Source organism: Pseudomonas sp. H11T01 (assembly GCF_048515765.1).
Classification (GTDB): Bacteria; Pseudomonadota; Gammaproteobacteria; order Pseudomonadales; family Pseudomonadaceae; genus Aquipseudomonas.
Map to the genome: position 1 here is coordinate 114664 of NZ_JBLYED010000020.1, position 14064 is coordinate 128727.

At 63.5% G+C, this 14064-nt stretch carries 14 protein-coding genes; 2 read left to right on the top strand and 12 right to left on the bottom strand.

The genetic code is table 11. The features are described from left to right. Positions 1-2: 2 nt before the first annotated feature. The 12 genes from ACN1C3_RS24255 to ACN1C3_RS24310 form a co-directional block, all read right to left on the bottom strand. Positions 3-491, bottom strand: a complete 489-nt coding sequence (locus ACN1C3_RS24255; RefSeq protein WP_419118275.1) for a MaoC family dehydratase — start codon at positions 489-491, stop codon at positions 3-5. 10 nt (positions 492-501) lie between these two features. Further along, positions 502-1287, bottom strand: coding sequence for an SDR family oxidoreductase (locus ACN1C3_RS24260; RefSeq protein WP_419118276.1), 786 nt, complete (start codon positions 1285-1287; stop codon positions 502-504). 229 nt (positions 1288-1516) lie between these two features. Then, positions 1517-2395, bottom strand: a complete 879-nt coding sequence (locus ACN1C3_RS24265) for an SDR family oxidoreductase (protein ID WP_419118277.1) — start codon at positions 2393-2395, stop codon at positions 1517-1519. 62 nt (positions 2396-2457) lie between these two features. Then, the gene (locus ACN1C3_RS24270) at positions 2458-3609 is read right to left on the bottom strand and encodes an acetyl-CoA C-acetyltransferase (protein WP_419118278.1); all 1152 of its coding nucleotides are present in this window, start codon (positions 3607-3609) and stop codon (positions 2458-2460) included. A 3-nt stretch (positions 3610-3612) separates the two neighbouring features. Beyond that, entirely contained in the window at positions 3613-4671 is a 1059-nt protein-coding gene (locus ACN1C3_RS24275) for an acyl-CoA dehydrogenase family protein (RefSeq protein ID WP_419118279.1), read from the bottom strand. A 10-nt stretch (positions 4672-4681) separates the two neighbouring features. After that, the gene (locus ACN1C3_RS24280) at positions 4682-5839 is read right to left on the bottom strand and encodes an acyl-CoA dehydrogenase family protein (RefSeq protein ID WP_419118280.1); all 1158 of its coding nucleotides are present in this window, start codon (positions 5837-5839) and stop codon (positions 4682-4684) included. A 9-nt stretch (positions 5840-5848) separates the two neighbouring features. After that, a complete protein-coding gene (locus ACN1C3_RS24285; RefSeq protein WP_419118281.1) occupies positions 5849-6601 on the bottom strand; it encodes an enoyl-CoA hydratase family protein in 753 nt (250 codons plus the stop codon). Continuing rightward, entirely contained in the window at positions 6598-7710 is a 1113-nt protein-coding gene (locus ACN1C3_RS24290) for an NAD(P)H-dependent flavin oxidoreductase (RefSeq protein WP_419118282.1), read from the bottom strand. Before ACN1C3_RS24290 ends, ACN1C3_RS24285 begins: the two co-directional genes overlap by 4 nt. Continuing rightward, on the bottom strand, positions 7707-8615 hold the full coding sequence (locus tag ACN1C3_RS24295) for an enoyl-CoA hydratase (RefSeq protein ID WP_419118283.1): 909 nt from the start codon (positions 8613-8615) through the stop codon (positions 7707-7709). The genes ACN1C3_RS24290 and ACN1C3_RS24295 overlap by 4 nt, the downstream gene beginning before the upstream one ends. Positions 8616-8631: 16 nt before the next feature. After that, the gene (locus tag ACN1C3_RS24300; protein WP_419118284.1) at positions 8632-9429 is read right to left on the bottom strand and encodes a CoA-transferase subunit beta; all 798 of its coding nucleotides are present in this window, start codon (positions 9427-9429) and stop codon (positions 8632-8634) included. 12 nt (positions 9430-9441) lie between these two features. After that, entirely contained in the window at positions 9442-10317 is an 876-nt protein-coding gene (locus tag ACN1C3_RS24305; protein WP_419118292.1) for a CoA transferase subunit A, read from the bottom strand. Between the two features lie 12 nt (positions 10318-10329). Continuing rightward, positions 10330-11220 (bottom strand): VOC family protein, encoded by an 891-nt coding sequence (locus ACN1C3_RS24310; protein ID WP_419118285.1) that lies wholly within the window; start codon positions 11218-11220, stop codon positions 10330-10332. Positions 11221-11422: 202 nt separating this feature from the next. On the opposite strand from ACN1C3_RS24310, the gene ACN1C3_RS24315 reads away from it, so the two are divergent. Beyond that, positions 11423-12595: an acyl-CoA dehydrogenase family protein gene (locus ACN1C3_RS24315; RefSeq protein WP_419118286.1), complete on the top strand. Its 1173-nt coding sequence runs from the start codon at positions 11423-11425 to the stop codon at positions 12593-12595. Continuing rightward, positions 12592-13785 (top strand): acyl-CoA dehydrogenase family protein, encoded by a 1194-nt coding sequence (locus ACN1C3_RS24320; RefSeq protein ID WP_419118287.1) that lies wholly within the window; start codon positions 12592-12594, stop codon positions 13783-13785. The genes ACN1C3_RS24315 and ACN1C3_RS24320 overlap by 4 nt, the downstream gene beginning before the upstream one ends. Positions 13786-14064 lie beyond the last annotated feature (279 nt).

Sequence of the window (14064 nt, forward strand, 5' to 3'; positions counted from 1 at the left end):
GCTCACTCGGTAATAGGGTTGAAGGTGTAACGGCTAATGGTGTCGATCACACAGCCGGGCCGCGACTGACCCTCGACTTCCACGGTCACCCGCACCACCAGTTGCACGGCGTCCGCCAGTTGCACGGCGTCCGCCAGTTGCTCGGCGCGCACGATGCTGGCGCTGCCGCGCACTCGCGATCCCACCTTGACCGGAGCCGGGAAGCGCACACGGTCGCTGCCGTAATTGACGCCCATCGCCATGTTGTCGATGGTGAGCAATTGCGGCAGGAACAGGTTGACGAGCGACTGGGTCAGGTAGCCGTGGGCAATACAGACGCCAAACGGTCCGCTGGCGGCGCGGACCGGGTCGACATGAATCCACTGGTGATCACCGGTGGCTTCGGCGAACAGATCGATGCGCTGCTGGCTGATGCTCAGCCATTCAGTGCAACCCAGGTCCAGGCCCTCGGCCTCGAGCAACGCCTGGGCACTGCTGAAAACATGACTCATGGCCCACTCCTCAGGCTTGTTGGGAACTGACGGACAGCACTTCGCCGACCATGTAGGAGGCGTAGTCGCTGGCCAGGAACATCATCACGTTGGCGACTTCCCAGACTTCCGCGGCACGGCCGAATGCCTCGCGCCCGGCGAGGCTGGCGAGCAGCTCTTCACTGGAGGCCTTCTTGAGAAAATCATGCAGGGCAATCGACGGTGAAACGGCGTTAATGCGCACGCCAAACTCGGCCGCTTCCAGCGCACTGCAACGGGTCAAGGCCATCACCCCGGCCTTGGCCGCGGCGTAATGGGCCTGTTCCTTCTGTGCGCGCCAACCGAGGACCGAGGCGTTGTTGACGATGGCGCCAGCGCCACGGCGCTGCATATGCACCAGCATCGCGCGGGTCATGCGGAAGGTGCCGGTCAGGGTTACATCGAGCACCCGCAGCCACTCTTCGTCGCTCATATCGACCACGCGCTTCTGGCCGCCGAGGCCGGCGTTGTTGATCAACACATCAACACCGCCCAGCAACTCTTCAGCGTTCGCCACCAGGGCCTGGACTTCGGCTTCGACCGTGACATTGCACAACTGGCCATAAATGGCTTGCAGGCCGGTTTCGGCCTTGAGGCGCTCCACGGCTTCTTCGAGGCGGCGCGGGTGCACGTCGGAAATCATCAGTGCCCGGCAGCCCTCCTCGGCGCTGCGCCGGGCGGCCGAGTAACCGATACCGGCACCTGCGGCGGCGGTAATCAGCACGGATTTTCCAGCCAGTAATTGATGGCCCGGGACATAAGGGGGAGCTTGTTTCACAGCGTTTACCTCCGAAGAAATCAATACGCTGTAGTTGTACGGAGGGCGCTGCGCGGGCGCATCGTCAAAATAGGGTAGAAAGGCCCCGCAGCACCCGATTCCTGTAGGAGCGAGGCTTGCCCGCGAAGAACGATTATGCGGTATAGCAGATACACCGCAGCGCCTGGTTCGCCGGCAAGCCTGGCTCCTACAGGCGAAGAACGATTACGCGGTATAGCAGGCAGGCCTCTCAGCTACCCCAGACCCGCTGCGCCGCAGGCGCTTCGCAGAGGATCGCATCGACCGCGGCGCCAATTTCCTCGACACGCCATAACGCGCCTTTGTCGCGGGTAACCCCGGTGCGCCAGCCATCCCCTAGGGAAATACGCCCACCCTGGCTTTCGAAAATCTGGCCGCTGACGTGGGCCGATTCGGCGCTGCCCAACCACACCACCAACGGCGCAACGTTTTCCGGCGCCCAGGCGTCGAAACTGCCGTCCTCGGGCTTCTTCACCACATCGGGCATGGCGCTTTCGGTCATCGAGGTGCGCGCCGCCGGGGCCAAAGCGTTGGCGGTGATGCCATAGCGCGCCAGCTCTGCCGCTTGCACCAGCGTCAGCGCGGCAATCCCGCCCTTGGCCGCCGAATAGTTGGACTGCCCCACCGAGCCTTGCAGGCCCGCGCCGGAACTGGTGTTGATGATGCGTCCGTCGACCGGAGTGCCGGCCTTGGCCAGATCACGCCAACGCCGCCCCAACAGGTTCGCCAGGCAATAATGGCCCTTGAGGTGAACGCGCATGACCATGTCCCAATCCTCTTCGCTGAGACTGATGAACATGCGGTCGCGCAGGACCCCGGCATTGTTGACCAGCACGTGCACCTCACCGAACGCCGCGAGCGCGGCCTCGACAATGCGCTCGGCGGTGGCCAGGGTGGTGATGTCGTCACTGTTGGCGATGGCCTGGCCACCCTTGGCGCGGATCTCGCCCGCTACATCTTGCGCCGCGTCGGCACGAATATCGTTGACCACCACGTTGGCGCCCGCTGCGGCGAACGCCAGCGCATAGGCGCGACCGAGCCCGCCGCCGGCCCCGGTAATGATCACGGTGCGGCCTGAACAAATAGCCATGCTTGACTCCTTATTACTGCGTGACCGCACGCCCAATGGACGGCGGTACGGATGGGAAAAACCTAGAGGCGTTCGATGATCGTCACGTTGGCCTGGCCGCCGCCTTCACACATGGTTTGCAGGCCGTAACGGCCACCGCTGCATTCCAGCTCGTGCAACAGCGTGGTCATCAGCCGGGCTCCCGTGGCGCCGAGCGGGTGACCCAGCGCAATGGCGCCACCGTTGACGTTGGTGCGCGCCGGGTCGTAGTCCAGTTCCTTGGTCCAGGCCATGACCACCGAGGCAAAGGCTTCGTTGATCTCTACCCGGTCGATATCGCTCATGCGCAGGCCGGTTTTGGCCAGCGCCCGGCGTGTCGCGGCGATGGGCGCGGTCAGGTGCCAGATCGGATCATCGCCCAGCACCGTGAGGTGATGGATGCGCGCCCGTGGCGTCAGGTCGTAGCGCTTGAGCGCCGCCTCCGACACCACCAGCAACGCCGCCGAAGCGTCGCAGGTCTGACTCGAAACGGCCGCGGTGATCGAGGGGAATTGCGGGTCCACCGGCAGCAGCTCGGCCATTTTTGCCAGGCTGGTCAGGCGCGGAGTTTCATCCGCACGCAGGCCGTTGCAAGCAACGATTTCCCGAGCGAAACGCCCGCTCTCGATGGCGGCCAGGGCGCGGCTATGGCTTTGCAGGGCAAACGCTTCCATCTGCTCACGCGTGATGCCCCAATGATCGGCGATGCGCTGGGCGGCGTAGAATTGGTTGACCGGCTGATCACCGAAACGTGCGCGCCAGCCTTCGCTACCGGAAAACGGATCGGTAAAACCCAGCGGTTGCCCGGCGAGCATGGCCGAGGAAATCGGAATCCGGGTCATGGTTTGCACCCCGCCCACGGCGATCACATCCTGGGTGCCACTCATCACCGCCTGCGCCGCGAAATGCAGCGCCTGTTGCGACGACCCGCACTGGCGATCGATCGTGGTACCGGGCACGTTCAGCGGCAAACCGGCAGCCAGCCAACTGGTGCGGGCGATATCGCCGGCCTGGGAGCCGATGGTGTCGACGCAACCGAAAATCACGTCGTCATAGTCTTCGCCGGGAATGGCATTGCGTTCCACCAACGCTTTGAGCACCTGGGCGCCCAGATCAATCGCGTGGACCTCGCTCAAGGCGCCTTTGCGCTTGCCGGTCGGGCTGCGCAGTGCATCAACAATATAGGCCTCTGGCATGACTCACTCCTCGAAAGTATGGCCCGGGCCCAGGCGGGCACCGTCGGCGAACAGGTAGTCGCTGACACGGGTTTTATGGAAGCCGCGATCACCCCAGGACGCATCGAGCGCCCAGGCACGTTTCATGAACATCTGCAGATCGACTTCCCAGGTGTAACCCATCGCGCCATGCACCTGAATGCCCTTGCGTGCAGCCACCCAGCTTGCCTCGCAGCAGGCCAGGCGGGCCTGAGAAACCCAGACGCTGGCGTTGCTATCACCTTGGGCCAGGCCGTGGGCCGCGCGGTACAACACCGGTTTGGCCTGTTCGATCTGGCGGGCGACATCGGCCAGGTGATGCTTGACCGCCTGGAAGCTGCCGATGGGTTTGCCGAACTGCTTGCGCTGAGCGGCGTAGTCCACCGACAAATCAAGCATGCGTTGCGCCAGCCCGAGCAATTGCCCGGCGACCGACAACGCGCCTCGGTCGAGCAGTCGTGCCTGCAAGGCACGGCCCAGAACGCCGCTGGCCACGCAGGTGGCCGGTGTCGGGTTCCAGGTCACCCGACCCAGGCGCCGCGACGCATCAATGCTCGGGTGGTGCTGCACATCCACTTGGGAGCGCGGCAGCACATGAATATCGTCGCCATCGATGAGGATCAACACTTCTGCCAGTTGCGCATCACTGACCAGCGGGTTGACCGGATGGCTGATGGCAAGGCGCAAGGTGCCTTCGGCGATGCGTGGCAACAGGCTGCTGCGTGCCGGATGCCCCGTCGCCAGGCTGGCGAGCAAGCCCGTAGCGACATAGGCGGTGTCGGCCAATGAATCGGGAATAGCGTAATACCCCAACTCCTGGGTCATCAGTGCCCAGGCCACATCGTCCATGCCCAGGCCACCCTCGGCTTCGGGCACCGACAGCGCGGTCAGGCCCTGAGCGGCGATCTTGTTACGCAGGTCCGGCGAGCGCCCGACATCGGTTTCCCAGATTTCGCGGAGCATTTCCGGGGCGGCTTCGGTCATCAGGAAACGACTGATGGCTTCGCGGAACGTCAGCTGGTCATCGGTAAAAGTGAAGTCCATGGCCCGTTCCTTATTTCGGCAAGCCGAGCATCCGCTCGGCAATGATGTTGCGCTGGATTTCGTTGGTCCCGGCGTAGATGGGCCCGGACTGGGCGAACAGGAAACCCTCCAGCCAGCCCGCCGCATCGCCATCCACAGAGGGCAGCAGCTCGGCGCGGGCACCCAGGATGCGCATGGCGGTTTCGTGCATTTTCAGGTCGAGCTCCGACCAGATGATCTTGTTGATGCTCGACTCGGCACCGATCTGCTCGCCCCGGCTGAGGCGCCCGACCGTGTAGTAGGCCGACAGGGCATAGGCCTCGGCGCCCATCCAGGTTTCCAGCACCGCGTCACGCAGGCCCGGATCGCGGTCGGCGCTGTCGCGGTTGGCCTTATAGAGTTCCACCAACTTGCGCGCGGTGTATTGGAAACGCGCCGGCGAGCGCAGCAACAACCCGCGTTCAAAACCGGCGGTGGCCATTGCCACATGCCAGCCCTGCCCTTCAGCACCGATGCGGTTGGCCACCGGCACGCGGACGTCGTCAAAAAACACTTCGGCAAAGGCGTCCTTGCCATTGAGTGCCTTGATCGGACGGATGCTCACTCCCGGCGCATCCAGCGGCATCATCACGAACGACAGGCCGTGGTGGCGCGAGGAGCCCGGTTCGCTGCGGAACAGACCAAATAGCCAGTCGGCGAAGGTCGCTCGGGTCGACCAGGTCTTCTGGCCGTTGATCACGTAATGCTCGCCGTCGAGCGTTGCCTTGCTGGTGATCGCCGCCATGTCCGAACCGGCATTCGGTTCCGACCAGCCTTGTGCCCACATGTCGAGGCTGGCGGCCATGCGCGGGAGAAAACGCTGTTTCTGTTCAGGGGTGCCGAATTCCATCAGCGTTGGCCCCAGTAATAACTGGCCGTTCTGGTTGACGCGCATCGGTGCCCCGGCACCGTAATACTCTTCTTCGAAGATCAGCCACTCGATCAAATCGCAACCGCGACCGCCCAGTTCGGCGGGCCACATCACCATCGACCAGCGGCTGTCGAACAGCTTCGCTTCCCAGGCGCGGTGCTGCTCAAAGCCTTCTCGGGTGTCGTAGCTGGCCAGCGGTTCGCGTGGCAGGTTGGCCGCCAGCCAGGCGCGTACTTCGGCGCGAAAGGCGGTTTGTTGGGGCGTGTAAGTCAGTTCCATGGCGTTCTCTCAGAACTTGGCGTCGCGTTTTTCAACGAAGGCCCGGCGCGTTTCCGCGGAGTCCGGGCTGCTGTAGGCCTGCATGGTGAAGCCCTGCTCCCAGCGGTATTTGTCTTCCAGGTTGCCGTCTTCGATACCGTTCAAGGCTTCCTTGGCGATGCGGATCATGCCTGGGCTCTTTTCAGCGATTTTCGCTGCGATGCCCAGCGCGGTTTCGCGCAGTTGGTCCTTGCTCACGATCCGCTCGATAAAGCCGTATTGCAGGGCTTCGGGGGCGCCAATGCTGTCGCCGGTAAAGAACAGGTAGCGCACTTTTTGCACCGGGAACAGGCGCTGCAAGTGCGCTCCGCCACCCATGGCGCCACGGTCGACTTCCGGCAAGGCGAAGGTCGCGCATTCGGAGGCGATGACGATATCCGCCGCCCCGGTAATGCCGATGCCGCCGCCCAGGACAAAACCATGGACCGCGACAATCACCGGCACCGGGTTGCGGTGCACGGCCTTGAAGGTGGCGTAGTTACCGGCATTGACCTCGACGATCCGCTCCGGATGCTTGTCCAGTTCCTTGATGTCGACACCGGCGCAAAAGCCCCGGCCTTCGGCGCGGATCACGATCACCCGCACATCGGGATTAGCCCCAAGGGCTTCGATCTGCCGCGCCAAGGCATGCCATTCCTGGCTGTCGAGGGCGTTGACCGGTGGTTTGGCGATCACCAGTTCAGCGATCCCCTGATTGAGTTGCGTCGTAAATGCCTGGTTCACAGGGGTTCTCCAATACTGGCTGGATGGTTCGATGGGCGGGTCTGGCTGCGGGCCAGGAGGGCGTCCAGGCATTGCTGGGCCTCGCTGGCGATGCCTTCGATGACTTCACGACAACTGAGCAACTCGCCGATGGCCGCCGCGACCTGGCCGCTGGGCAGGATGCCCTCGTCCGGGGCGCCATCGACCATCGAGCGCTGCAACAGCACCGGCTGGTTGGCGGCCATCACCACTTGCGACAGCGCCGAGGGATCCTCACGCAACGCACGGAAAAAGACCGAGGACATGTGCCCCAGGCTCATGCCGGTCTGCTGCTTCCACTGCCAGGCGCTGCCCAGAGCAATGCGCAGGCGACCGAACGGACCGGCCTTCTCCAGATGATTGATAAAACGGTTTTCGATCATACGGTGGCGCATGCCATCCACCGCCGTGGTCACGCGCACCAGTTGCGGATCGTTGACCTTCAGGTAGCGCTCCAGAGTCGCGGCCGGTGTCGGCGATTCGCGGGTCATGAGGAACCGCGTGCCCATGGCGATGCCAGCGCCCCCGGCAGCCAGCACCGAGGCCAGGCCACGACCGGTGGCATAACCGCCGGCGGCGATCACCGGCACCTTGACCGCCGCCAGTACCTGAGGCAACAGAATGGAACTGGGTACTCCACCGGTATGGCCGCCGCCCTCGCCGCCCTGAATGGTGATCAGGTCGGCGCCCAGTTCCACAGCCTTCAACGCATGCTTGAGTGCGCCCACGGTGGGAATGCACAGCACATTGGCCGCCTTGAAACGCGCGATGGTCTGTTTGTCCGGGCCGCGTCCGTAGCTCACGGCGCGCAGGCGGTACTGGATCGCCAGGTCGACGCACTGCGCGGCGTTGTCCTGGAACATATGGAAGTTGAGCCCGAAGTTGCTGCCGCCGGTGGCGTCGATCACCTTGCGGATTTCGCCTTCCAGCTCATCGGCCGGGATGGTCGCCCCGGCCAGGAAACCGAAGCCCCCGGCCTGGGTGGTGGCGATCACCAGGTTGGCGTCGGCAACCCAGCCCATGGCGGTTTGCACAATCGGGTAGCGGCAACCAAGGGCCTCGGTCAGTGGCGTATCCAGCCAGCGATTCATTGGCTCTTGTCCTCTGCCTGCTTGTTGGCCCGGGCCATGCCCTTGGCGTCGAAGCCGCCCAGTTTGTCGCCGGACAAAAGCTCGTTATGGGCATGAGCGAATTGGTGCCAGGCGAACACCGCATCCATCGCTGTGCGCTTGCCTTGCAGGTCCTCGACGTGGTTGATCGCCTGTTTGGTCAGGGCCAGGCCCATGCGCGGCTGACGGGCGATGCCGGCGGCCAGGGCATAGGTGGCCTGCTCCAGCTCCTCGCGAGGCACCATGCGATTGACCATTCCCACTTGCCAGGCTCGGGTGGCGCTCATGCGGTCACCGGTGAAGAGGAATTCCTTGGCGATACGCGGGTTCATTTCATAGGGATGAGCAAAATACTCCACCCCCGGAATACCCATGCGCACCACCGGATCCTGAAAGAACGCGTCATCGCTGGCGACGATCAAATCGCACACCCAGGCCAGCATCAGCCCGCCTGCCACGCACGCGCCCTGGACCATGGCGATGGTCGGTTTGGGCAGCTCGCGCCAGCGACGGCACATACCCAAATAGACCTCCTGCTCGCGGGCATAGAGTTGCTCGCCGCCGGGCTTGTTGGAGTGGTCCCACCACAGGTGCGCGCGCTCGAACGGCTTGTCGATATCACGTCCCGGCGTGCCGATATCGTGGCCTGCCGAGAAATGCTTGCCGTTGCCGCGCAGGACGATGACCTTGACGTTGTCGTCGTCCACCGCCTGGCGAAAGGCGGCGTCCAGGGCGTAGGTCATCTGCGAGTTTTGCGCGTTGTTGAAGGTCGGCCGGTTCAGCGTCAGCGTGGCAATACCCTCGGCCACGCTGTACAGCACCGGTGTGTCTGTTTCGTAGACGGCTTTGTCCTCGCGGACGACGAATTCACTCTCGCTGCTGTGCATGTTCACTGTCCTCGCCTCAGGCCGTACGGATGCCGGGCGGGTTGCCCTTGATCGCTGTGGCGCGATAATCGTGGGGGTCGAGTCGGCGGATCAGGGCCAACTGTTCGCTGGTGGGGTGCACGGTCTCATGCAATTGCGCCGACTTGAGCAGCGGAAAACCGGTGTTGTCCTGGACCTGTTCGAAACTCACGCCGGGGTGCAACGAGCGCACCTGCACCGCACGCTCCGGGCCATTGAAATCGAGCACGCACAGGTCGCTGACCACGCAATGGATGTCCATCAAGTCGCGGCGCGCCCCTTCCGGCCAGCGGTCGGCCTTGAAGCCAACACCGGAGACCATGTCCACCTCGTCGCTGACGAACACCCGGGTGTTATGGCTGGGCACGAAAAACGAGTTGAGGTGGTTGATGCTGTTGCCCGGCAAGCCGCGCACGCCGAGGATCGCGGTCCTGGGCTTCTGATAGTCGCCGACGCAGGACAGGTTGGTCTGGCCCCAGCGGTCGATCTGGGTCGGCCCGATCATCGCGTGACGACGACCGCCCCAGACGCATTCGAACACCCGCTCGAACGACATGTAACCGGAGTAACGCGGCACGTAGTCGCCACGCGGGCCTAGCGGGATCGGCTCTTCGACCAGGAACGCTTCACTGTCGGTCATCAACAGTTCAGGGCTGTGGGTGAGTTTGGCAAGGCTCGCACCCAGGCGCGGAATCACGCCAAGGCCCGAGGCAATCACTTCGCCATTGCCGCGCCAGGCCTCAGAGGCGGCGACGATCATCAGTTCAGCGAGGGTGAAATCACAGGTTGCAGACATAGTCGCTAATCCTCAGAACACGGGAAGGGGCAAGGCGCCCATGGAATCGGCACCGCCGTTCTGTGCCTGATAGGCCTGCTCGCCACCGGCGATGTAGGTCTGCACATAGTCCTGCCAGCCGTTTTCCGCCTGGCTGCTGGCGACATAACCTTTGAGGTGCTTCATGTCCCAGCCGTAGTCGGGGGCGCAAGAAGTCGGGTGCGCACCGAGCGGCGCATGCACCACGCCGCTCACCAGATAGCGCTCGAACGTATTGAAGCGAGCCTGATCGGCGCTCAATTCCAGGCGTTCTTCCAGGCGTTCGCAGGAGACAAAGCACTGCGTGGCGGCGCGGGCGAACAGGTGGTCGAAATACGGGTCCGGCCCGGTCACCAGGCAATTGCCCAGGCGGTCGGCGACGTTGACGTGAACAAACGCCACGTCGAGGTTCAGCGCCGGCATGGCCAGCAGCACCTCACCATCGGCATACGGCGACGCGATGGTCTTGAGCTCCGGGTTGAGGCGGGTCACGTCGGTGGCCAGGCCGCAACGGGTCGGCAGAAACGGCAGGCGCATCCCGGCGGCGCGCAGGCCCCACTGGAACATGCCTTCGTCCAGCTCCAGCAATTCCAGCTCACCGGCCTCGCGGGCTTTGCGGTAGTAGGGTTCCAGCGGAATGGCATCGAGGGTGGCGAAGCCGAACACCAGTTTCTTGACCTTGCCGGCGGCACACAGCATGCCCACTTCCGGGCCGCCGTAGGCGACCACGGTCAAGTCCTTGACCGGCGAGCGCAGGATCTCGCGCACGATCGCCATCGGCTTGCGCCGTGGCCCCCAGCCACCGAAACCGATGGTCATGCCATCGCGCAATTGGCCGACCGCATCGGCCGCTGTCAGTTGTTTGTTCATCATGACAATTCCTTACTGTTGGCCGACCGAAAAGTCGTGCCCCCAAATGCTCACGCGGGTGAACTCGAATGCCGAATGCTCGGCCCAGTCGACTTGCAATCCGCCAAAGCCGTATTCCAGATCGAAACCGGACGGTGTCTTCATGTAGAAGCTGGTCATGCGGTCGTTGAGGTGTTGGCCGAGGGTCGCCGACAGGCTCACGTCATGGGCCAGCAGACGGTCATGGGCACGACCTACTTCAGTCATCGAATCGACCTCGACCATTACGTGCACGCAACCTGACGGCACCGGGTACTCGGCCAGTGCCAGGCTGTGGTGGCGGGCGTTGTGGCAATGCAGGAAGTGAATGCGGATTGGTGGTGCCGACGGGTCTGGGCGGAAGTTGAAAATGTCCGAAATCTGGAAACCAAGCACGTCCTTGGCGAACGCCAGCGTGGCGTCGAAGTTCGGCGCCGGCAGCACGGTGTGGCCCAGGCCCATGTCGCCGGTGATGAAACGCGGCACGCCCTGAGGCGAAACAAACGGCAGGCAGTCGGAGCGATGACCCCAGCTCAGTTCATGGTTGTTGCCCGACGGATCGGTGAGCTTGACCAGCGCCTGTACGCCGCGCTGATCGATTTCGGCGGCAGAGCCCGGCTGCCATTCGATACCGGCGGCGGTCAGGTGCTCAAGTGCGGCCTGGAACGCCGACTCGTTGGCCAGTTCCCAGCCGGAAGCCAGGTACCGCGCCTCGCTGCCTTCGACGATCAGCATGCGAAACGGACGCTCGTCCATTTTCACGTACAGGCCACCGCCCGGCGCCGGACGCACTTGCATGCCCAGCACGTCCTCGGCGTAACGCTGCCAATGACTGAGGTTTTCGATCTGGGAGACGAAATAGCTCAAACCGCGAATGTCGATCATGCCTGGGTTCCTCGTTGGCTGATTTCGGTGCATGGCGAGCATTGTGCAAAGCGCCGAGGCCTGCTTCATCGTCCATTGAGACTAAGCAAGACAACGGTTTCAGGGGCCGGCGGCAGTGGGTTCCTAGTCCGTTTCGATGATTCGGGGAAAACCGGCGCCACCCTAGACTCGCTCATCTATCCGCTTAGCAGAGACAGCCCCCATGGAGTTCGCCTTTACCCAGGAACACTTGATGATTCGCGACAGCGCCGAGCGCTTTCTCGCCACGGCCAGTGACTCCCACGCCGTACGCGCAACCATGAGTCGCGCGGACGGCTACGATCCCGACGTCTGGCAACGTATCGGCCTGGAGCTGTGCTGGCCGGCCTTGATGGTCCCCGAGCGTTTTGGCGGCATGGGCCTGGGGTTTGTCGAGCTGGCGATCCTGCTGGAACAGAGCGGTCGTTTTCTGCTGGGCTCGCCGCTCTTTGCCACTGCCTGCCTGGCCACCCCGGCCCTGCTGCTGGGACACAACCCGGCGCTGCAGGAACGCTGGCTCAGCGCGATTGCCGGTGGCGAAACCCGCGCGACCCTGGCGTTCGCCAGTGGCCCGGGGTGGGATGCGCACAGCGTGCAAACGATCGCCCAGGCCTGTGCGGGTGGTTTTAACCTCAACGGTTGTTACGCCCAGGTCATCGACGGGGCGCAGGCGGACCTGTTGATCGTCGCCGCGCGCAGCCCTGGCAGCGAGGGGGAATCGGGTATCAGCCTGTTCGCCCTCGCCGCCGATACACCGGGCCTGGAGCGCACTGCCCTGCCCACCCTGGATCAGACCCGGCGTCTGGCACGGGTCGAGCTGCAGAATGTATTCGTCAGCGACGCGCAATTGCTCTGCGCCCCCGACCAAGGCTGGCCGGCGCTGCGCGAGAGCTTGCAGATCGCCGCTGTGGGCCTGGCCGCCGAACAGGCCGGTGGCGCACAACAAGTCCTCGACCTGACCCTGGCGTACATCGCCGAACGCCGGCAGTTCAGCCGCACCATCGCCAGCTTCCAGGCGATCAAGCACCGCTGCGCCGACATGATGTTGCAGGTCGAATGCGCCCGTTCCGCGATCTATTACGCCGCCTGTGTGGCTCAGGAACACCTCGATCCCGCCGGTGACAAAGCGGTGGCCAGCGAACTGGGCATGGCCGCCGCCACGGCGAAGATCCATGCCAGCGAAGCGTTTTTTCACTGCGCCGCCGAGTCGATCCAGATGCATGGCGGCGTGGGTTTTACCTGGGAATACGACCCGCACCTGTACTTCAAGCGCGCCCGCGCCAGCGAGCAACTGCTGGGCAGCCCCGCCCTGCACCGCGAGCGCCTGGCGGCACACCTGTTCGGAGAAGACGCATGAAAATCGGTTTCAGCAATGCCGACGAGGCTTTCCGTCGCGAGGTCGCCCAATGGTTGGCCGAGCACCTGAGTGGCGAATTTGCGCCGTTGCGCTTTCGCGGCGGCCCAGGAGACGAGCACAGCTTTCCCGAAGAACGCAAAGCCTGGGAACGCGAACTCGCCGCGGGTGCCTGGATTGGCCTGGGTTGGGCGAAGGAGCATGGCGGGCGCGGCCTTAGCCTCTGCCAGCAGGTGATTTTCCATGAGGAATATGCACGTGCCGGCGGCCCCGGACGCATGGGCCACATCGGCGAAGGACTGGTCGGTCCGACCCTCGCCACCTTCGGGACCCCGGCCCAGCAACAGCGCCTGTTGCCTGGCATCCTTGGTGGCAGCGAGTTCTGGTGCCAGGGCTACTCTGAACCCGGCGCCGGTTCCGACCTGGCGAACGTACAAACCCGGGCCAGGCTCGACGCCACGGGCGAACACTGGCTGATCAGCGGCCAGAAAGTCTGGACCTCGCTGGCCCACGAAGCCGACTGGTGTTTTGTTTTGGCGCGCACCGAACCCGGCAGTCAAGGGCATCACGGCTTGTCGTTCCTGCTGGTGCCGATGGCCCAGGAGCAGATCCGCGTGCACCCTATCCAGCAACTGACGGGCACCAGCGAGTTCAATGAAGTGTTTTTCGATCAGGCGGTGACCCACTCCGATAACCTGATCGGCCAACCGGGCGACGGCTGGAAAATCGCCATGGCCCTGCTCGGCTTCGAGCGCGGCGCCTCGACGCTGGGCCAGCAAATGCAGTTTCACAATGAACTCGACGAGATCATTCGCATTGCCCGCGCCAATGGCGCTTCACGCGACCCGCTGCTGCGCCAGCGCATCGCCCAGGCTTGGGCCGGGCTCAAGGTTTTGCGCTACAACTCGCTGCGCATGCTCTCGGGTCCACAAGATGGCAGCCTCCGCCGCGAGGCCATGATCTACAAACTGGCCTGGTCAACCTGGCACTCAGACCTTGGGAAGCTGGCGATGGATGTGTTAGGCGACGATGCTGAAATTCTCGATGGCGCGTCCTATCAGTTGAGTCGTTTGCAATCGCTGTTTCTGTTTACGCGCTCCGATACGATTTATGGCGGTAGTAATGAGATACAGCGCAATATCATTGCCGAGCGTGCCCTGGGGATGCCGCGGGAGGCGCGGGTGCGTGAATAGAGCGGGGTTGCTTGTGATGGGCATTCAGTCATTTGGGCGGTGTACATATCCGTTGCTGCAGTAGTAACGGCGGGTCACTTGGAAAAGCCCCAAGTAGCCAAGGGCTTTTGCCCTTGGTTACTTGGTGGCTCTTCCAAGTGACCCGCTGTAAGAGCCAGCCCTTTCAAGGTGTTTTCCCTTTATGGGCCTTCAGCACCCGATCGGTCGACACATGAGCATTCGCAGCCTTTCCCTCCAACCATTCCTTGGGCTTGGCGATTTTGGGACCGCGTATGCTTT